Origin of the sequence: Roseovarius roseus (assembly GCF_043355935.2) — a bacterium.
GTDB classification, from domain to species: domain Bacteria; phylum Pseudomonadota; class Alphaproteobacteria; order Rhodobacterales; family Rhodobacteraceae; genus Roseovarius; species Roseovarius roseus.
Map to the genome: position 1 here is coordinate 211,085 of NZ_JBHFPE020000002.1, position 17,254 is coordinate 228,338.

General features: G+C 63.7%; 17 protein-coding genes. 9 read left to right on the forward strand and 8 right to left on the reverse strand.

Translation table 11 applies throughout. The annotated features are described in order from the left end of the window. The first annotated feature begins 21 nt into the window (after positions 1-21). Both rpoD and ACEWPL_RS04930 read left to right on the forward strand, forming a co-directional pair. Complete coding sequence (gene rpoD, locus ACEWPL_RS04925) at positions 22-2,004, forward strand: RNA polymerase sigma factor RpoD (protein WP_393933718.1); 1,983 nt, start codon at positions 22-24, stop codon at positions 2,002-2,004. 114 nt (positions 2,005-2,118) lie between these two features. Next, entirely contained in the window at positions 2,119-2,367 is a 249-nt protein-coding gene (locus tag ACEWPL_RS04930; protein WP_393933720.1) for a hypothetical protein, read from the forward strand. 135 nt (positions 2,368-2,502) lie between these two features. On the opposite strand, the gene ACEWPL_RS04935 is transcribed toward ACEWPL_RS04930, so the two are convergent. After that, positions 2,503-3,177 (reverse strand): SDR family oxidoreductase, encoded by a 675-nt coding sequence (locus ACEWPL_RS04935; RefSeq protein WP_393933722.1) that lies wholly within the window; start codon positions 3,175-3,177, stop codon positions 2,503-2,505. Positions 3,178-3,362: 185 nt separating this feature from the next. On the opposite strand from ACEWPL_RS04935, the gene nrdR reads away from it, so the two are divergent. Both nrdR and ribD read left to right on the forward strand, forming a co-directional pair. Continuing rightward, on the forward strand, positions 3,363-3,845 hold the full coding sequence (nrdR, locus tag ACEWPL_RS04940; RefSeq protein ID WP_393933724.1) for a transcriptional regulator NrdR: 483 nt from the start codon (positions 3,363-3,365) through the stop codon (positions 3,843-3,845). A 14-nt stretch (positions 3,846-3,859) separates the two neighbouring features. Continuing rightward, positions 3,860-4,939, forward strand: coding sequence for a bifunctional diaminohydroxyphosphoribosylaminopyrimidine deaminase/5-amino-6-(5-phosphoribosylamino)uracil reductase RibD (ribD, locus tag ACEWPL_RS04945; RefSeq protein ID WP_393934182.1), 1,080 nt, complete (start codon positions 3,860-3,862; stop codon positions 4,937-4,939). Between the two features lie 76 nt (positions 4,940-5,015). Here ribD and ACEWPL_RS04950 read toward each other — a convergent pair whose 3' ends face one another. Next, positions 5,016-5,666: a carbonic anhydrase gene (locus ACEWPL_RS04950; RefSeq protein WP_393933726.1), complete on the reverse strand. Its 651-nt coding sequence runs from the start codon at positions 5,664-5,666 to the stop codon at positions 5,016-5,018. Between the two features lie 185 nt (positions 5,667-5,851). On the opposite strand from ACEWPL_RS04950, the gene ACEWPL_RS04955 reads away from it, so the two are divergent. The 3 genes from ACEWPL_RS04955 (at position 5,852) to ACEWPL_RS04965 (ending at position 8,534) form a co-directional block, all read left to right on the forward strand. Beyond that, a complete protein-coding gene (locus ACEWPL_RS04955) occupies positions 5,852-6,217 on the forward strand; it encodes a hypothetical protein (protein WP_393934183.1) in 366 nt (121 codons plus the stop codon). Between the two features lie 95 nt (positions 6,218-6,312). Then, positions 6,313-7,716 (forward strand): leucyl aminopeptidase family protein, encoded by a 1,404-nt coding sequence (locus tag ACEWPL_RS04960; protein WP_393933728.1) that lies wholly within the window; start codon positions 6,313-6,315, stop codon positions 7,714-7,716. Next, positions 7,713-8,534 carry a C40 family peptidase gene (locus tag ACEWPL_RS04965; RefSeq protein ID WP_393933730.1) on the forward strand — a complete coding sequence of 274 codons (822 nt, stop codon included), beginning with the start codon at positions 7,713-7,715 and terminating at the stop codon, positions 8,532-8,534. Before ACEWPL_RS04960 ends, ACEWPL_RS04965 begins: the two co-directional genes overlap by 4 nt. A 46-nt stretch (positions 8,535-8,580) precedes the next feature. Here ACEWPL_RS04965 and ACEWPL_RS04970 read toward each other — a convergent pair whose 3' ends face one another. Genes ACEWPL_RS04970 through ACEWPL_RS04980 form a run of 3 tightly spaced genes read right to left on the reverse strand, consistent with a single transcriptional unit; the run spans position 8,581 to position 10,681 of the window. Next, positions 8,581-9,987: an FAD-binding oxidoreductase gene (locus ACEWPL_RS04970; RefSeq protein WP_393933732.1), complete on the reverse strand. Its 1,407-nt coding sequence runs from the start codon at positions 9,985-9,987 to the stop codon at positions 8,581-8,583. Positions 9,988-9,990: 3 nt separating this feature from the next. Beyond that, complete coding sequence (locus ACEWPL_RS04975; protein WP_393933733.1) at positions 9,991-10,227, reverse strand: Lrp/AsnC ligand binding domain-containing protein; 237 nt, start codon at positions 10,225-10,227, stop codon at positions 9,991-9,993. 28 nt (positions 10,228-10,255) lie between these two features. Continuing rightward, complete coding sequence (locus ACEWPL_RS04980; protein WP_393933734.1) at positions 10,256-10,681, reverse strand: tellurite resistance TerB family protein; 426 nt, start codon at positions 10,679-10,681, stop codon at positions 10,256-10,258. Between the two features lie 140 nt (positions 10,682-10,821). Here ACEWPL_RS04980 and ACEWPL_RS04985 point away from each other — a divergent pair, with 140 nt between their 5' ends. Next, positions 10,822-12,396, forward strand: a complete 1,575-nt coding sequence (locus tag ACEWPL_RS04985) for a lysine--tRNA ligase (protein WP_393933736.1) — start codon at positions 10,822-10,824, stop codon at positions 12,394-12,396. A gap of 71 nt (positions 12,397-12,467) precedes the next feature. Further along, positions 12,468-12,878 (forward strand): c-type cytochrome, encoded by a 411-nt coding sequence (locus ACEWPL_RS04990; RefSeq protein ID WP_393933738.1) that lies wholly within the window; start codon positions 12,468-12,470, stop codon positions 12,876-12,878. Here ACEWPL_RS04990 and ACEWPL_RS04995 read toward each other — a convergent pair. The 3 genes from ACEWPL_RS04995 to ACEWPL_RS05005 all read right to left on the reverse strand — a co-directional run bounded on the left by ACEWPL_RS04995 (position 12,866) and on the right by ACEWPL_RS05005 (position 17,231). Further along, positions 12,866-15,277, reverse strand: a complete 2,412-nt coding sequence (locus tag ACEWPL_RS04995; RefSeq protein ID WP_393933740.1) for a ligase-associated DNA damage response DEXH box helicase — start codon at positions 15,275-15,277, stop codon at positions 12,866-12,868. The genes ACEWPL_RS04990 and ACEWPL_RS04995 overlap by 13 nt on opposite strands. Positions 15,278-15,328: 51 nt before the next feature. Then, positions 15,329-16,645: an ATPase gene (locus ACEWPL_RS05000; RefSeq protein ID WP_393933742.1), complete on the reverse strand. Its 1,317-nt coding sequence runs from the start codon at positions 16,643-16,645 to the stop codon at positions 15,329-15,331. 91 nt (positions 16,646-16,736) lie between these two features. After that, on the reverse strand, positions 16,737-17,231 hold the full coding sequence (locus tag ACEWPL_RS05005) for a prepilin peptidase (protein ID WP_393933744.1): 495 nt from the start codon (positions 17,229-17,231) through the stop codon (positions 16,737-16,739). Positions 17,232-17,254: the final 23 nt, after the last annotated feature.

The following is a 17,254-nucleotide window of genomic DNA, read 5'->3' on the forward strand; positions in this document are numbered from 1 at the left end:
CCCGCCACTCAGGAGACTTACATGGCCGCCAAAGACACCGACGACCAGAAGCCGGACGATCAGGACGCCGAAATCTCGCTGGACATGAGTCAGGCGGCGATCAAGAAGATGATCTCGGAGGCGCGTGAAAAGGGTTTCATCACCTACGATCAGCTGAACAAGGTATTGCCGCCCGATCAGGTCAGCTCGGAGCAGATCGAGGACGTGATGTCGATGCTGTCCGAAATGGGCATCAATATCATCGAGAATGACGAGGCCGAGGACGAGGAGCAGCGCGGCACCGCCGTGGCAGAGGTGGGCCGTAAGGGCGAGATCACGCTGGGCTCGGGCACGGGCGAGAAGCTGGATCGGACGGACGATCCGGTGCGGATGTATCTGCGCGAGATGGGCAGTGTCGAATTGCTCAGCCGCGAGGGCGAGATTGCTATCGCCAAGCGCATCGAGGCCGGGCGCAACACGATGATCGCCGGCCTCTGCGAGAGTCCGCTGACCTTCCAGGCGATCACCATCTGGCGCGACGAGCTTGTCAGCGAGGACATCCTGCTGCGCGACGTGATCGACCTTGAGACGACCTTCGGCAACCAGCTGGAGGGCGAGGGCGACACCGTGGTCGAGGCCGCCAACGTGGCCAATGCGCCTTCTGCGTCCAAGGATGACAGTGACGAGCTGGATGCAGACGGCAACCCGATTGCCGCCGCCGATGACGACGACGATGACGAGGACGAGCAGGCCAACATGAGCCTTGCTGCGATGGAGGCCGCTCTCAAGCCCACGGTGCTCGAGACGCTGGACCGCATCGCTGATGATTATCTGAAACTGGCCGAGATGCAGGACAGCCGGATTTCGGCCACTCTGAACGAGGACGGCACGTTTTCGTCGAGCCAGGAAGAGACCTATCAGACCCTGCGCAGCGAGATCGTCGTGCTGGTCAACTCGCTCCATCTGCACAACAATCGCATCGAGGCGCTGATCGACCAGCTCTATGGCATCAACCAGCGGATCATGATGATCGACGGCGCGATGGTGAAGCTGGCCGATCAGGCCCGCATCAACCGCCGTGAATTCATCGACGAGTATCGTGGCCGCGAGCTGGACCCGACATGGCTGGACGACATGGCGCAGAAATCGGGCCGCGGCTGGCAGATGCTGATCGAGCGCTCGAATGACAAGGTGGCCGAGCTGCGCGCGGACATGGCGCAGGTCGGGCAATATGTCGGTCTGGATATCAGCGAATTCCGCCGCATCGTGGGGCAGGTTCAGAAGGGCGAGCAGGAAGCGCGGCTAGCCAAGAAGGAAATGGTCGAGGCGAACCTGCGTCTCGTGATTTCCATTGCCAAGAAATACACCAATCGCGGCCTGCAATTCCTGGATCTGATCCAGGAGGGCAATATCGGCCTGATGAAGGCCGTCGACAAGTTCGAGTATCGCCGCGGCTACAAGTTCTCGACCTACGCGACATGGTGGATCCGGCAGGCTATCACCCGCTCGATCGCCGATCAGGCGCGCACCATCCGTATCCCGGTGCACATGATCGAGACGATCAACAAGCTGGTGCGCACCGGCCGCCAGATGCTGCATGAAATCGGCCGCGAGCCGACGCCCGAAGAGTTGGCCGAAAAGCTGCAGATGCCGCTGGAAAAGGTCCGCAAGGTGATGAAGATCGCCAAGGAGCCGATCAGCCTCGAGACGCCCATCGGCGACGAGGAAGACAGCCAGCTGGGCGATTTCATTGAGGACAAGAACGCGGTTCTGCCCCTTGATTCAGCTATTCAGGACAACCTCAAGGAAACGACGACGCGGGTTCTGTCCTCGCTGACGCCGCGCGAAGAGCGGGTTCTTCGGATGCGCTTTGGTATCGGCATGAACACCGATCATACGCTTGAAGAAGTGGGACAGCAGTTCAGCGTCACGCGCGAGCGTATTCGCCAGATCGAGGCCAAGGCGCTGCGCAAGTTGAAGCATCCCAGCCGGTCCCGCAAACTGCGCTCGTTCCTGGATCAATAATCAGACGGTTATGTCCGAATGACGCGAAATGTAGATGTTTTTCGCGTCATTCTTAATTAGGGGTGAACTTTTCACCCTCTAAGACGTTGTTTTTCCAGATGGAAGGAGAACGTCATGAAACGCTTTGTCTTGATCGCCGCCCTTTGCGTGCCCGTCGCGGGACTTGCCACCACGTTTGACGGCGGCAGTGATGCTGTTTTGAACACGGTTGAAATTCGCGTCTCGGCAAGCGAATTGGCTAATTGCGAGGAAACACTGCGCGAGTTGCGGCAGCGACCGATCATTACGGATGACGGCTTCAAATTGCCATCCTTCATGCGAAATGACGATCTGCCCCGCACTGTCTGCGTGGTCGAAGCGTAATCGTGGACAAAGGCGCATCGTGTGATGCGCCTTTTTTGCATGCTCCCCCATCGAGGGGGATGCGTGGCCTGCCTCACATTAAAAAGCCGATGCGCCAGATGCGCATCGGCTTTTCTGCATGAGCTTGGTGCTCGATCAGCCGGTGGGCATGATCACCACCTCTTGCACATTTGCGCGCTCAGGCTGATCGATCGCGTAGACCACGGCATTGGCGATATCCTCTGGCTTCAGCTTGTCGGGCTTCGCCTCGTCAAAGAAGGGGGTGTCGACCATGCCCGGCGCGATGACGGTGCATCGCCCACCCCATTCGCGCATATCCGAAGCCATGTTGCCCGCCAGCCCGTGCACGAACCATTTAGACGCGCCATAGACCGAGCCAGAGATATGTACACGCCCGGCGACCGAGCCGGTCAGCACCAGATGGCCCTTGGATTTCTTGAGCGCCGCGTAAGAGGCCTTGAGCGTCAGCAGGACGCCCTTGACGTTGATGTCGACCAGCTTGCTCCACTCATCCGGATCGCCCTCCTCAATACCCGCCGTGTCAAGGCCGGTGCCGGCATTGGCGAAAACAGCATTGAGCTGGCCAAACTTTTTAATTGTCTGATCGACTGCGCCTTGCAGGGATGACAAATCGGTCACGTCGCCGGGCAGCGCGATGGCTTTGTCGCCAATCTCGGCCGCAAGGTCTTTCAGCTTGTCCTCGCTACGCGCAAAGAGGGCGACATTCCAGCCCGCCTTGGCCGCCTGCCGCGCTGTTTGCGCGCCGATACCTGACGACGCGCCGGTGATGAACAGAACCTTGTCTGCCATGTCGTGATCTCCTTATCTGATGATGTTGCTGCGCCAACGCATGGGGGTGCGCAAAAGGTCCATCTGCTGCATCTGGGGGTGCGATTTCGCCTCTACCCAAAACCTTGCGGCTGTCCTATAGTGCCTGTGGATAATTGGGCGACAGACCCAATCCCGAGAGGCAGAGATGAGAAGGGGACAGGCCAATGCGCTGCCCGTTTTGTGGAAATATTGAAACGCAGGTCAAGGATTCACGCCCGGCGGAGGAGCATGTCTCGATCCGTCGACGCCGGTTTTGTCCGGCCTGCGGCGGGCGTTTTACCACCTATGAGCGCGTGCAGTTGCGCGATCTGGTCGTCGTCAAGACGAATGGCCGCCGCGAGGATTTCGACCGTGACAAGCTTGAGCGGTCGATCCGCATTGCCCTGCAGAAACGCCCGGTCGAGCCGGAGCGGATCGAGCAGATGATCTCGGGCATCGTGCGCCGACTGGAAAGCATGGGCGATACGGATATCCCGTCGAAAACCGTGGGCGAGATCGTGATGGAAAGCCTCGCGCGCATCGACACGGTGGCTTATGTCCGCTTTGCCAGCGTCTACAAGAATTTTCAGGCGGCTGATGATTTCGACAAGTTCGTCAGCGAACTGCGCCCTGACGCCGTGACCGGAGCCGAGAAGCCCGACGCGTGAGCGCCGAGGCCGACATGCACCATATGCGCGCCGCGCTCGCCCTCGGGCGGCGCGGGCAGGGCCTGACATGGCCCAATCCCGCCGTGGGCTGCGTCATCGTGAAGGACGGCCGCGTCATCGGGCGCGGCTGGACCCAGCCGGGCGGTCGCCCCCATGCCGAGGCCCTTGCGCTGGCCCAGGCGGGCGCCGCGGCGCAGGGCGCCACCGCCTACGTCACGCTTGAGCCATGCGCGCATCACGGCCAGACACCGCCTTGCGCCGAGGCGCTGGTGGCCGCAGGCGCGGCCCGCGTCGTCATCGCCTGCGGCGATCCGGACCCGCGCGTTGCGGGGCGGGGTATCGCCATTCTGCGGAGCGCGGGCATCGCCGTTGAGACCGGCGTTATGGAGCGGGAAGCCACGCGCGATCTAGCCGGGTTCTTCAGCCGCGTCACCGCCGGACGGCCAGAGATCCTGCTGAAACTAGCGACATCGTTTGACGGGCGCATCGCGACGGCCAGCGGCCAGTCGCGCTGGATCACCGGCCCTGAGGCCCGGCGCATGGTACACGCCATGCGGGCGCGCCATGATGCGGTGATGATCGGTGCTGGTACTGCGCGCGCCGATGACCCGATGCTGACCGTGCGCGACATGGGCGCGCGGCGCCAGCCGGTGCGCGTGGTCGTCTCGCGTCGGCTGGATTTATCCTTGGACCCGCGGCTGGCGCGATCGGCGCGCGAGGTTCCTGTATGGCTGATTCATGGCCGCGAGGCGGACAGTGACACCATCGCCCGCTGGGAGGCTATTGGCGCGCGCCTCTTTGCCTGTCCCGCGAATGCGCGCGGCCTCGACATGCGCGCGGCGATGAAGGCGCTGGGCGAGGCTGGCCTGACGCGCGTCTTTTGCGAAGGGGGCGGCGCCTTGGCCGCCTCGCTGCTGGAGGCGGATCTGGTCGATCGGTTGGCCAGCTTTACCGCCGGGCTGGCGCTGGGCGGCGACGCCCGGGCCGGGGTCGCCGCGCTGGGGCTGGAGGCGCTGGAGGACGCGCCGCGCTTTGCCCTGGACGGGGTGCAGCGCATCGGCCCCGATGCGCTGACGCTATGGCGCCGCGCCTGAGGCAGGCGGCGCATCAGAGTATTTTCAGAACAGTGAAAGAGGCACGGTCGATGCGGGCTCCGGCCGCGCCTCTGTGTTAGATCGGGGCAAACCCCTTGGTCGCAGGGTTATACTGCTCCACCCGGCCCTCGCCGATATCCAGCCACACACCGTGCAGTGTCAGAGTGCCCTTCTTCATCGCCGACGTGACGAAGGGAAAGCTGGTCAGGTTTTCCAGCGAGACGAGAACCGCCTCCTTTTCAAGGGCGCGCAGGCGGTCGGCCTCATCCTCGATCCCGCTGACACGGGCATAGCCGCTGCGCAGGATGTCCATCCAGCGCCCCACGAAACTGGTGCGCTGTTCCAACTCTGGCGCGCGGCCCGAGCACATGTCATCGCAGCCCTTGATGCCGCCGCAGCTCGAATGCCCCATCACGATCACATGCGCGACCTTCAGTGCGCAGACCGCATATTCAACGGCGGCCGAGGTGCCGTGCTGGCCGCCATCGGTGGTATAGGGCGGCACGAGGTTGGCAATATTTCGGTGGATGAAGAATTCGCCCTGATCCGCGCCGAAGATCGACGTGACATGCACCCGGCTGTCGCAGCAGGAAATCAGCATGGCGCGCGGATGCTGGCCCTCCTGGGCCAAGGTGCGGTACCAGCTTTCGTTTTCGGTGTAAGAGGTCGCTTTCCAGCCGTGATAGCGCTGGATCAGATAGGGCGGCAGGGGGCGTGCGTGCTGCATTGGTTGGCCTTCAGCTTGGGACGTTACACTGGGATAAACCGAATTCGCGGCTAATTCGACAGACAATTTGCGCTGCCGGAAACCTTTTGGGAAGGAAAGGGGGTCAGGTTGGCAGCCATCCGGCCTGCTGTGGGGCAGGCGGGGCGAAGACACGAATTCGGGGTGAGACCGTGGAACAGATTACGATGTTGCAACAAAAAGAGGTGGTTCGGCTGAATGCGAGCCGCCTGGAAGAGCTTTACTCGCAACTGGGAGAGGCCGGTGCCGAGGACGTGGTGTGCCGCGCGCTCGAGGAGCTTGCCGTGCGCCTGTCCCATACCGAAAGATGCCACCGCGATGGCCGCCTGGCGGAAATGCGCAAAAGCGCGCGCAGCCTCGTGGCCATTGCCGATCAGATTGGCATGCAGGCGTTGTCGCGCGTGGCCGCCGATGTGACCCGCGCGCTTGATAGCGACGATCTGGTTGCCGTAGCGGCAACGCTGTCACGGCTATTACGCATAGGCGATTCCAGCTTGACCGAAGTGTGGGAGATGCAGGACCTGTCGATATGACCGCTTGCAGGCGCTGGCGCGTCGGCTAGGCTGCGCGGCAATAGGCCTTGCCTGAGTGGCGGGCTGTCAGCTTTGACAACAAAAGGTGCTCTCCAATGCCGTCTGCCCAATCTGATCCGCGCCGCCCCAGCTTCTGCACCGAGGCCGAGGGCGCGATTCCGCTCCACGTGATCGAGGCGGATGGGCTGGACGACTGGCTTGGCGCACAGGAGGAAATGGTGCAAACTTGGGTCTCGGCCGCCGGTTTCAAGGCGGGGCTGGGCGCCAGCCTGCTGGTGCCAGGCCGCGATGGTGCGCCGATCATGGCACTCGCGGGCTATGGCAGGCCGGATGCCCGCGCGCGCGGACGGTTCCATCTGGCCGCCTGCGCGGCAAGCCTGCCTGCCGGCACCTATCGGATCGAGGGGCTGGACCCCGCCCGCGCCGAGGAGGAAGCGCTGGGCTGGCTTCTGGCCGGATATGCGTTCGATCGCTATCACGAGCAGAAAGGCGCCACAGCGCGGCTGATCGCCCCCGAGGGGATTGATGCCGCGCGCATCCAAATGATCGCTGAGGGCGAGGTGCTGACCCGCGATCTGATCAACACCCCGGCCAATGACATGGGGCCAGAGGCGCTCGAGGCGGCCTGCGCCGATCTGGCGGGCCGGTTCGGTGCGGATGTCAGCGTGACACGCGGCGCGGATCTCTTGGCGCAGAACCTGCCGCTGATTCACGCGGTTGGGCGCGCCGCCGATCAGGCCCCGCGGCTGATTGACATGCACTGGGGTAGCAAAGGCCCGGCCCTGACGCTGGTCGGCAAGGGGGTCTGCTTTGACACGGGCGGTCTCAATCTCAAACCTGGCTCCGGCATGGGCCTGATGAAGAAGGACATGGGCGGCGCGGCCACCGTAATGGGCCTTGCGCATATGATCATGGCGCTTGATTTGCCGTTGCGCTTGCGCGTGCTGATCCCGGCGGTTGAAAACTCGGTCAGCGCGACTGCGATGCGCCCCGGAGATATCCTGACCGCTCGCAACGGCAAGACGATCGAGATCAACAATACCGATGCCGAAGGGCGCCTTGTCCTGGCGGATGCGCTGGCGCTGGGGGCCGAGGATGCGCCGGATCTGATGGTGTCCATGGCGACCCTGACCGGCGCCGCGCGCGTCGCGGTGGGCCCCGATCTCGCGCCATATTATGCGGACGACTGCGCCCTGGTCGCAGCGCTCGAAGGCGCGGCGGCCAAAGTGGCCGATCCCGTCTGGCGCATGCCGTTCCACGCCCCCTACGAGGCCATGATCGAGCCCGGCATCGCCGATCTCGACAATGCTCCCTCGGGCGGGTTTGCCGGGTCGATCACCGCTGCGCTCTTCCTGCGGCGCTTCGCGGGGGATACCCGCTATGCGCATTTCGACATCTATGGCTGGAACCCCACCGCCGCGCCCGCCCGCCCCAAGGGCGGCGTGGGGATGGGCGCGCGCGCATTGCTGGCGGCACTGCCAGAGGCGCTGGATCTGTGAGCGATCCGCGCCTGACGCCCGCCAATGCGCGCGTTGCAGCGACGGCGCTGCGCGGCCATGTCGAGGCTGCGCAGTTTACCGACGGCGCGGCGCGGCAGGTCGCCGTCCCGGTTGCAGATTTGTCGCTCGCGCCGGGCGGCAAGCGGACGCGCCAGTGGCTGCTGGGCGCCCCGGTTACCTGCTACGAAATCCATGAGGGTCACGCCTTCGTGCAGGGTGAGGACGGATATGTGGGCTACCTGCCCGAGGCCGCGCTGAGAAGCGCCGCCACCCCCACCCATTGGGTGAGCGCGCGCTCAACCCATCTCTACCGCGCCCCCGATCTCAAATCGCCCGAGCGGGCAGCGCTAAGCCATCTCTCCCGCGTCGTGGTCACGCGACCGGCCGAGAACTGGGCCGAAACGCCCTTGGGCCATATTCCGTTGCAGCATCTCAGCCCCCTGCCGATGGCGCTGCCAGATCCCGTAGCCGTGGCCGAGACGTACCTTGGCACGCCCTATCTCTGGGGCGGCAACTCGGCCTTCGGCATCGACTGCTCCGGGCTCGTGCAGGCGGGCTGCCGCGCCTGCGGCATCCCTTGCCCCGGCGACAGTGACTTGCAAGAGGCGGCGCTGGGCCAGAACATACCTGAGGACGCGCCGCTGCAGCGCGGTGATCTGCTGTTCTGGCGCGGGCATGTTGCCTGGGTAATGGACCCCGCGCATATCCTTCATGCCAATGCCCATTCGATGAGCGTTGCGGTGGAGCCCTTGGAGGCCGCCATTGCCCGCATCGCGGCGCAGGGCGGTGGCCCTGTGACGGCACGCAAGCGCCTCTAGGCCCGCGCCAGCCCCTTCATCTTGGCAAAAATACTCAAATACCCGGTCAGACCGGCGGCAGAACCTTGCCCGGATTCATGATCCCGTTCGGATCAAGCGCCGCCTTGATCGCGCGCATGGCCGCCAGCACGGTGGGGCTTTTGTAGCGCGCCATGCTGGGCTGCTTGCTGAGGCCGATCCCGTGCTCGGCCGAGAAACTGCCGCCAAGCGCCAGCGCCGCATCTTCGACGGCATTACCGATCTCGGTGCAGAGCGCGGCATCGGGGCGCGTAGGAAACACGCCGAGGTGCAGATTGCCATCGCCAAGGTGCGCAACCGACACGTCGCGCGCGCCGGGATCGAGGCGGTCGATGATGGCGGCCACTTCGTCCAGAAACTCTTGCATGCGGTCGACGGGCACGGCGATGTCGCGGTCGGCATAGGGCTCGTGAAGGGTGATGACCTCGGCGGCGGCCTCGCGCCTTGCCCACATCTCGCTGCGCTGCCCCTCGTTCTGGGCCACCACGGCATCAAGGGTCGCGCCCTCTTCAAAGAGTGCGCCCAGCACTTCCTCCAGATGCGCGGCAATGGGGATCTGCCCGCTGGCATCCGGCTCGGCGTCGCGCGGCGCAATGGCGCCGACCTCGACAAGGATGTTCACGTCATGAAGCTCGTCGAAAGGTTCGCGATGCGCGGGCGACAGTTCCAGATAGGTTTCCATATAGGCGCGCGGCATGTACTCGAAGGCCTGCACGGCCCCGCCTGTTTCCTGTTGCAGACGGTTCAAGAGGTCCAGCGCGTCCGACACGCGCGGCACCGCGACCATCGCAGTGGCATTGGCCAGCGGCGCAGGGTGCAGCTTGATGACGGCGGCGGTGATGATGCCCAGCGTACCCTCGGCCCCGATCAGCAGATGGCGCAGATCGTAGCCGGAATTATCCTTGTGCAGCTGGCGCATCAGATCGACGATATCGCCATTGGGCATGACCGCCTCGATCCCGAGGCAAAGATCGCGCGTGTTGCCGTAACGCAGCACGTTAGAGCCGCCCGCATTCGTGGACAGCGCCCCGCCGATCATGGCCGAGCCGCGCGCGCCGAAAAAGAGCGGAAAGATCAGCCCGTGCTCGGCCACCGCATCGTGGATCGAGCTGAGGATCGCGCCTGCCTCGACGATGGCGATGCGCCCCGAGGGCCGGATTTCGCGGATCTTGTTCATCCGGGCGACAGAGAGCAGCAGTGCGCCCTCGGCCTCGGTCGCATGGGTCAGCCCGGTATTGCCAGCCTGCGGCACGATAGGCGTGCCCGTCTCGTTCGCCAGCTTGACGATCTGCGATATCTCTTCGGTCGATCCGGGCCGCAGCACGGCCAGCGGCGTGCCGCGCTTGTGGCCCGACCAGTCGGCGTCGTAGCCGGCCATATCCGCCCCGGTCAGCACGTTGGCGGCGCCAATGATCTCGCGCAGTCTGTCCAGCATGTCTCAGAACGCCTTGAAGGTCAGGGTGGTCTCGGTCCGCTCGATATGCGGGATCTGCAGCAGGTTTTCATTGATGAATTTGCCTACATCCTCGCTGTCGGGGATGTAGAGCTTGAGCAGCAGATCGAACGGCCCAGAGGTCGAGTAAAGCTCGGAATGGACCTCGCGCAGGGCGATCTCCTCGGCCACCTTGTAGGAGGTGCCGGGCTTGCAGCGGATGTTCACGAAAACGCAGCGCATAGGGGTATCCTTCGTCGCTTGGGGTGGCTCAGAGGCTCATGTGCCGCGCGCGCGCGCCGCGCTCGATGGCGGCGGCATGCAACCGGTCGAGGTTCAGCTCGTAGCGGATTTCCTCCAGCAGACGCAGCTCGCTATCGCCCAGAACGCCATCGGCGGCGGCAACATCGCAGGCCAGCGCATAGGCCGTCTCGTAAAGGCGCTCGGGCAGGCTCTCGCGGATAAGGCCGAAAAGCGCGTCGAGGCCGTCCTCGTCGGAGAAGAGGTCGAACACGGTTTGCGCGACGATGTTGATGCGGTCCACGTCATAGGCGCCAAAGATCGGCAGGTTGTTTACCGCGCCCTCGATCTTGATCAGTTCGGCGGTGCGGATCTGCTCGTCCGAGGCGGAGACCGCGATCATGACGGCCACCAGGCAATCCTGGGCGCTCAGCGGGTGCGTCGCGGTGTCGTTCATCGAGTTTTCCTTTTCAATGACCGGAATTCTGCAAATCCGGGTGTTGCCGCGCAGATTATTGACGTTGGCGGTGCTCGGCAATAGGAAGCGGCGGACCTTTGCGCGCATCCGCGCACCGGCATGACCCTTGGAGAGACCCAATGTCCGATCTGCGCGACGCCGCGATGACCTCGAAAGCCTGGCCTTTTGAAGAAGCGCGCCGTTTGGTCAAACGGTACGAAAAGAAGGCGCCGGAAAAGGGCTATGTTCTTTTCGAGACGGGCTATGGTCCCTCGGGCCTGCCGCATATCGGCACGTTCGGCGAGGTGCTGCGCACCACGATGATCCGCCGCGCCTTCGAGGTGATCAGCGATATCCCGACCCGGCTGATCTGCTTTTCGGACGACCTGGATGGTATGCGCAAGGTGCCCGGCAATGTGCCCCAGCAAGAGATGCTGGCCGAGCATATGCATAAACCGCTGACCAGCGTGCCTGATCCCTTCGGCACGCATGAGAGTTTTGGACACCACAACAACGCGATGTTGCGCCGCTTTCTCGACACGTTCGGGTTCGAGTATGAATTCATCTCGGCGCGCGAATTCTATGCCTCGGGGCAGTTCGATGAGGTTCTCTGCCGTGCCGCCGAGCGGTATGACGACGTGATGAAGGTCATGATGAAATCGCTTCGCGAGGAGCGCCAGCAGACCTATTCGATCTTTCTGCCCATCCACCCCGAGACGGGGCGCGTCCAATATGTGCCGATGAAAAATGTGGATGCCGTCAATCACACAGTAACATTTGATGACGAGGATGGCCGGGAGTGGACGCTGCCGGTAACGGGCGGCAACGTGAAATTGCAGTGGAAGCCGGATTTCGGTGCCCGATGGGCTGCGCTGGATGTCGATTTCGAGATGTACGGCAAGGAGCACGCGACCAACACGGCGATTTACGACCGCATTTGCGAGATCCTCGGCGGTCGCAAGCCCGAGCATTTCACCTACGAGCTTTTTCTTGACGAGAATGGCCAGAAAATCTCGAAGTCTTCCGGCAACGGCATCTCGATCGACGAGTGGCTGACTTACGCCTCGACGGAATCGCTCAGCTACTTCATGTATGCCAAGCCGAAAACCGCCAAGCGCATGCATTTCGACGTGATCCCCAAGGCGGTGGACGAATATCACCAGCAGCTGCGCGCCTATCCCACGCAGGACGCGGCGCAGCAGGTCAATAACCCGGTCTTCCACATCCACCCCGAGGGTGTGCCAGAGAGCCGGATGGTCGTGCCGTTCTCCATGCTGCTCAACCTCGCGTCGGTCGCGGGCGCCGAGGAGAAAAGCCAGCTCTGGGGCTTTATCCAGCGTTATGCCTCCGAGGCGAGCGCCGAGACGAACCCCGACATGGACGCCGCCGTGGGCCATGCGCTGCGCTATTACGAGGACTTCGTGAAGCCTGCCAAGGTCTTTCGCGCGCCCACCGATCTGGAGCGCGAGGCGCTGGAGGATCTGCGCGATCAACTGGCCGCCTATGATGGCCCGCGCGATGATGAGGCGTTGCAATCCATCGTCTACGGCGTGGGCCGCGACCGGTTCGATCCACTGCGCGACTGGTTCAAGGCGCTCTATGAGGTGCTTCTCGGCGCGTCTCAGGGCCCGCGCTTCGGCGGATTCATCGCGCTTTACGGTGTGGATGAAACACGGCAGTTGATCGACGACGCGCTGGCTGGCAAGTTCGTCTGAAGCCGCTGCATTGCGCCATGTCAACGCGCGCAAGGGCCAAAGCGGTGCAGAATGAGGCAAAGGAGAACGCGATGAAACAGGCAGGGATTGCTGCAGGATTCGTGGCGCTGATCGCGCTTGCGGCCTGCATGGAAACGGCGTCGATGCCCGAAGCGGGCGAAGGACGCCAGCTATACGTCGAGAATTGCGCGCAATGCCACGGGCCGGTGGGCCGGGGTGATGGCCCATGGGCCAAGGGGATGACCCCTGCGCCCTCGGACCTGACGCAGCTTGCCGAGAACGGCGTCTTTCCCCGCACGCGGGTACTGTCGAGCATCGACGGCTATCACCGTGCACAGATGCCGGGCCAGCAGATGCCGGAATTCGGCGCGCTCTTGCAGGGTGAAACGGTGCCGGTCGATACAGGCGACGGCGTCATGACACCCACACCGCGCCCCTTGGCCGCGCTGCTGAGCTATCTGGAAAGCATTCAGGACGTCTGAGCCAGCCCTGCTTCGCACATCAACCTTTCGGCCTCCTCGGTCAGCAGGCGCTCTTCGCCCGCGCCGCTGACCGGCGTGCGCCCCGCCTCAAGGAAGAGCGGCGCTGCCAATGGCGTGACGCGCGGCAGGCGCATCAGGTCAATCCGGCCACCGATGCGCGCGATCATCTCTTCGATGCGGCCAAAATCGACAAGGCCGCGCATCGCCTCGGTTCGTGTGATGCGCAGCAGCAGGTGATCGGGGTCATATTTGACCAGCGTGTCATAGAGGATATCGGACGAAAATGTCGCCTGCCGCCCGGTCTTGCGTGCCTGCGGAAGGTTGCGCTGGATCAGCCCGGCAATGGTGGCCGAGGCGCGGAAGGTGCGTTTCATCACCGCATTGCCGGTCAGCCATTGATCCAAGCCCTCGCGCAGTGCCGCCCCGTCGAAAAGGGGCGCGGCATCGGTCAGCGGCTCCAGTCCCCAGATCAGCGTGGCATAATCGGTCGAGACAAAGCCGAGCGGATCGAGGCCCAGCTCCTCCATGCGTTTGGTGATAAGCAGGCCTAGTGTCTGCTGCGCGTTGCGCCCGGCAAAGCCATATATGCAGGCATGCTCGCGCCCCTCATGCGGGAAGCTTTCTATCAGAAGGCGGCCCGCTGTCGGCATCCGGCTCATGCGGCGCTGGAGGTGCAGCCAGTCGGCAGTGTGGCGGGGCAGGGCAGGCCAGTCCGGCTGCGCCAGCATGGCGATGACGCGCTGGCTGAGCTGCGTTGAGGTGGCAAATTTCGTGCCCGCAAAAGTCGCGATCTTGGGTTTTTTCCCGTCCGAGCGGCTGACTTCCAACGTCATCTCGCGCAGGGATTCATACCGCACGACCTGTCCGCCCATCAGGAAGGTATCGCCTGGGGTCAGCGTCGCGGCAAAGCCTTCCTCGATCTCGCCCAATGGCTTGCCGCCGCGATTGCGCTGCATGCGCACCTTCACGAGGTCGCTGTCCTGAATGGTGCCGATATTCATGCGGATGATCTGCGCCGAGCGTGGATCGCGCAACTGCCAGAGGCCCTCCCGCTGCACTAGACGCTGCCATTTGTCGTAGGCGCGCAGGGCATAACCGCCCGTCGCGCAGAAATCGAGACAGTCGTCGAATTCGGCGCGGGTTAGGGCCGCATAGGGACCGGCGGCGCGCACCTCGTCATAAAGCGCGTCCGCATCAAAGGGCCCCGAGCAGGCGGCGATCAGGATATGCTGGCAAAGCACATCGAGCGGGCCGGGCCCGCGCGGGTCGCCGTCCAGATCGCGCGCGCGGACGGCTTCCAATGCCGCGACACATTCGACCACCTCGAAACGGTTGGCGGGCACCAGAAGGGCCTTGGACGGCGCGTTATAGCGATGGTTCGCGCGCCCGATACGCTGGACCAGCCGCTTGACGTTCTTGGGCGCGCCGACCTGTATCACCAGATCCACATCGCCCCAGTCGATGCCGAGGTCCAGCGAGCCGGTGCAGACGATGGCCCTGAGGTCGCCGCGCTGCATCGCGCCCTCGACGCGCTGGCGCTGGCCCCGGTCGAGGCTGCCGTGGTGGATGCCGATGGCAAGGTTGCCGTCATTGGCCAGCCACAGGTTACGAAAGAAAATTTCAGCCTGCGCTCGGGTGTTGTGAAAGATGAGCGTGGTGTTATGCGCCTTGACCTGCTCCAGCACGGCCGGGATCGCATAGGCCGCGCCGCCGCCGGACCATGGGGGCGCTTCGGCGACTTCCAGCATTTCGATATCGGGCTCTGGGCCGGGGTCGGCCATGATGATCTCGCACGGGTCGGGATGACGGGCGAGGAAGCGCGCGATGGCGCCCGGATCCTCGACCGTGGCCGAGAGGCCCACCCGGCGCAGATTGGGGCAAAGCGCCTGCAAGCGGCTGAGCGCCAGCATCAGCTGATCGCCGCGTTTCGATTCAGCCAGTGCATGGATTTCGTCGACGACGACGCGCTGCAGGCCTTTAAAAATGCGCGGTGCATCTTCATAGGAAGTCAGCAGGGCAAGGCTCTCGGGGGTGGTCAGCAGGATATCGGGCGGATCGGCGCGCTGGCGACGCTTTTGCGTGTACGACGTGTCACCGGTGCGGTCCTCGATGCGGATGGGCAGGCCCATTTCCTCGACCGGCGTTGTCAGGTTGCGGCGGATGTCACTTGCCAGCGCCTTGAGCGGTGAGATGTAGAGCGTGTGCAGCCCCTCATGCCCGCCCTCTGACAGCTCCGCCAGCGTGGGCAGAAACCCGGCCAGCGTCTTGCCGCCGCCCGTGGGCGCGATCAGCAGCAGCGACGGATCGTGGCTACGCGCCAGCATCTCATGCTGGTGGGGATGCACCGACCAGCCGCGCGCGGTGAACCAGTCGGTGAATTTGGGGGGCAGAATGGTCATGCGGCCTATGTAGGGCGCGCCCCGGTTTTTCGCAGAGTTTCGCGAAAAATATCAGTTCACGATCTCGCTGTCTTCGACGAACATGTTGGCCCAGGCGCGGTCAATGAGTTCGGGGGTCATCTGGTAGGAGATGCCTTCGAATTCGCAAATCGAGATCATCTGGTCGATCAAGAAGACCGGCTGGTAGTTCGCATAGACATTGTCGATCTCGGGGTAGCGCTTTTTCAGCAGATGGACGAGGGCAGGCTCGCTGAGCGGCATCTGCTTCTTGCGGGCGACCATGGCGAAAATCTTGAGGAAGTCGGCCTGATTGGGGCCGTCGATCTTGATCTTGTAGAAGATACGGCGCAGCGCGGCCTGGTCGAAGATCTTGTTGGGGTGGAAGTTGGTCGAGAAGATCGCCAGCGTGTCGAAGGGCACCTCGAACTTTTCGCCTGACTGAAGCGCGAGGATATCCTTCGATTCCTCCAGCGGAACGATCCAGCGGTTGACCAGGTTCTGCGGTGGCTCGGCCTGGCGGCCAAGGTCGTCCACGATGAAGATGCCACCGGTCGATTTCAGCTGCAGCGACGCCTGATAGGTCCGCGCGGTCGGGTTGTAGACGAGGTCCAGCATGTCCAGCGTCAATTCACCGCCCGTGATGACGGTGGGCCGCTCGCAGCGCACATAGCGCGCATCGAAGGTGCGGCGGCGGCGCAGGCTATTGGGATCGTCGGCCTCGGCCTCGGCCTTGGAGTGGACGATGGGGTCATAGACGGTGATGACCTGACCGGCATATTCGATGGCCATCGGCACGAATATTTTGTCGCCCATCGCGTCACGTATACCGTTGGAGATACTGGATTTACCGTTGCCCGGAGGGCCATACATCAGGATCGAACGGCCCGCGCTGACGGCGGGGCCCAACTGATCCAGCAGGCTGGGCGGCAGGACCAGATGGCCCATCGCGCCGGTCAGCTGATCGCGGGTGATCTGGATGTTGCGGATCGACTGGCGCTTGACTTGCTCGGCATAGACGGCCAGCGGGACGGGCATAGGGCCGAAATATTCGGACTGGGCCAGCGCATCGAGCGCCCGCGCCTTGCCCGCATCGGTCAGCTGATAGCCCATCTCACTGCCAGAGGTCGCGCTCATCGTGCCGGTGGCCTCGATCAGCCGCTGCTCGCGCGCGAGGTCGACCAGCTCTTGCGTGACGGTGCGCGGCAGGCAGAGGGCGACCGCGATGTCGCTGACCAGATCGACATTCTTGCGAAAGATGGTCTTGAGCAGGATGTCCCGCATCATGACGATGCTCAGGCGCATATCCTCGATCGTGGTGGGCGGGGGCGGCGGCTGCACGCCCGGCTGCGGGGTCACTTGCATGTTCATCTGGGGACGGCCTCGGGATTTGCGGTCGGATTGGCAGGGATTTTGCCCGCAAATCTTGTGCAAATTATGGCCGCGGATGGGCGCCCGGGCGTCAGGCGCCGTTTAGCACGCCCTGCAACAGGTAGATCGCCAGCGCGCCGCCCAGCGACAGCCCCATGGGATACTTGCCTTCGCGGGTCCAACTGACCCAATGTGGGGCAAGGCGGCGCATGGGGCTGTGTTTGGCGATGCGGTGGATGACGTAGCCGAAAAAGCTTGTCGCGGCGAGGATCAGCAGCACCAGTTGCAGATCGCCGATGGCAATGAAGGGCGCGGCGGCGGCGGCGAATTTGGCATCGCCCGCCCCCAGTGCCCCGATCGCGTTCAGCGCGATCCCGGCCACCAGTACCACCACCAGATGCACCCAGCGCCACGCATAGACATCGAGGGGCAGCGCAATAAGGCCGATCACCAGGTAGACAGCGGCCAGCGTCATCACCGCTTTGTTCGGGATCTTCATGTGGCTCAGGTCGCTATAGGCCACCCAGATGCAGATCGGCAGCACGAAGGGCAGGAACCACGTCGCGGCGTAAGCGGTGATGAACATGGGCCTTTTCCCTCGCGGACCGG

What these genes read in the sequence shown, in the direction of transcription:
- rpoD (WP_393933718.1), top strand. Translation starts at nt 22, where the DNA reads ATGGCCGCCAAAGACACCGACGACCAGAAGCCGGACGATCAGGACGCC.
- ACEWPL_RS04930 (WP_393933720.1), top strand. Translation starts at nt 2,119, where the DNA reads ATGAAACGCTTTGTCTTGATCGCCGCCCTTTGCGTGCCCGTCGCGGGA.
- ACEWPL_RS04935 (WP_393933722.1), bottom strand. Translation starts at nt 3,177, where the DNA reads ATGGCAGACAAGGTTCTGTTCATCACCGGCGCGTCGTCAGGTATCGGC.
- nrdR (WP_393933724.1), top strand. Translation starts at nt 3,363, where the DNA reads ATGCGCTGCCCGTTTTGTGGAAATATTGAAACGCAGGTCAAGGATTCA.
- ribD (WP_393934182.1), top strand. Translation starts at nt 3,860, where the DNA reads ATGCACCATATGCGCGCCGCGCTCGCCCTCGGGCGGCGCGGGCAGGGC.
- ACEWPL_RS04950 (WP_393933726.1), bottom strand. Translation starts at nt 5,666, where the DNA reads ATGCAGCACGCACGCCCCCTGCCGCCCTATCTGATCCAGCGCTATCAC.
- ACEWPL_RS04955 (WP_393934183.1), top strand. Translation starts at nt 5,852, where the DNA reads ATGTTGCAACAAAAAGAGGTGGTTCGGCTGAATGCGAGCCGCCTGGAA.
- ACEWPL_RS04960 (WP_393933728.1), top strand. Translation starts at nt 6,313, where the DNA reads ATGCCGTCTGCCCAATCTGATCCGCGCCGCCCCAGCTTCTGCACCGAG.
- ACEWPL_RS04970 (WP_393933732.1), bottom strand. Translation starts at nt 9,987, where the DNA reads ATGCTGGACAGACTGCGCGAGATCATTGGCGCCGCCAACGTGCTGACC.
- ACEWPL_RS04975 (WP_393933733.1), bottom strand. Translation starts at nt 10,227, where the DNA reads ATGCGCTGCGTTTTCGTGAACATCCGCTGCAAGCCCGGCACCTCCTAC.
- ACEWPL_RS04980 (WP_393933734.1), bottom strand. Translation starts at nt 10,681, where the DNA reads ATGAACGACACCGCGACGCACCCGCTGAGCGCCCAGGATTGCCTGGTG.
- ACEWPL_RS04985 (WP_393933736.1), top strand. Translation starts at nt 10,822, where the DNA reads ATGTCCGATCTGCGCGACGCCGCGATGACCTCGAAAGCCTGGCCTTTT.
- ACEWPL_RS04990 (WP_393933738.1), top strand. Translation starts at nt 12,468, where the DNA reads ATGAAACAGGCAGGGATTGCTGCAGGATTCGTGGCGCTGATCGCGCTT.
- ACEWPL_RS04995 (WP_393933740.1), bottom strand. Translation starts at nt 15,277, where the DNA reads ATGACCATTCTGCCCCCCAAATTCACCGACTGGTTCACCGCGCGCGGC.
- ACEWPL_RS05000 (WP_393933742.1), bottom strand. Translation starts at nt 16,645, where the DNA reads ATGAACATGCAAGTGACCCCGCAGCCGGGCGTGCAGCCGCCGCCCCCG.
- ACEWPL_RS05005 (WP_393933744.1), bottom strand. Translation starts at nt 17,231, where the DNA reads ATGTTCATCACCGCTTACGCCGCGACGTGGTTCCTGCCCTTCGTGCTG.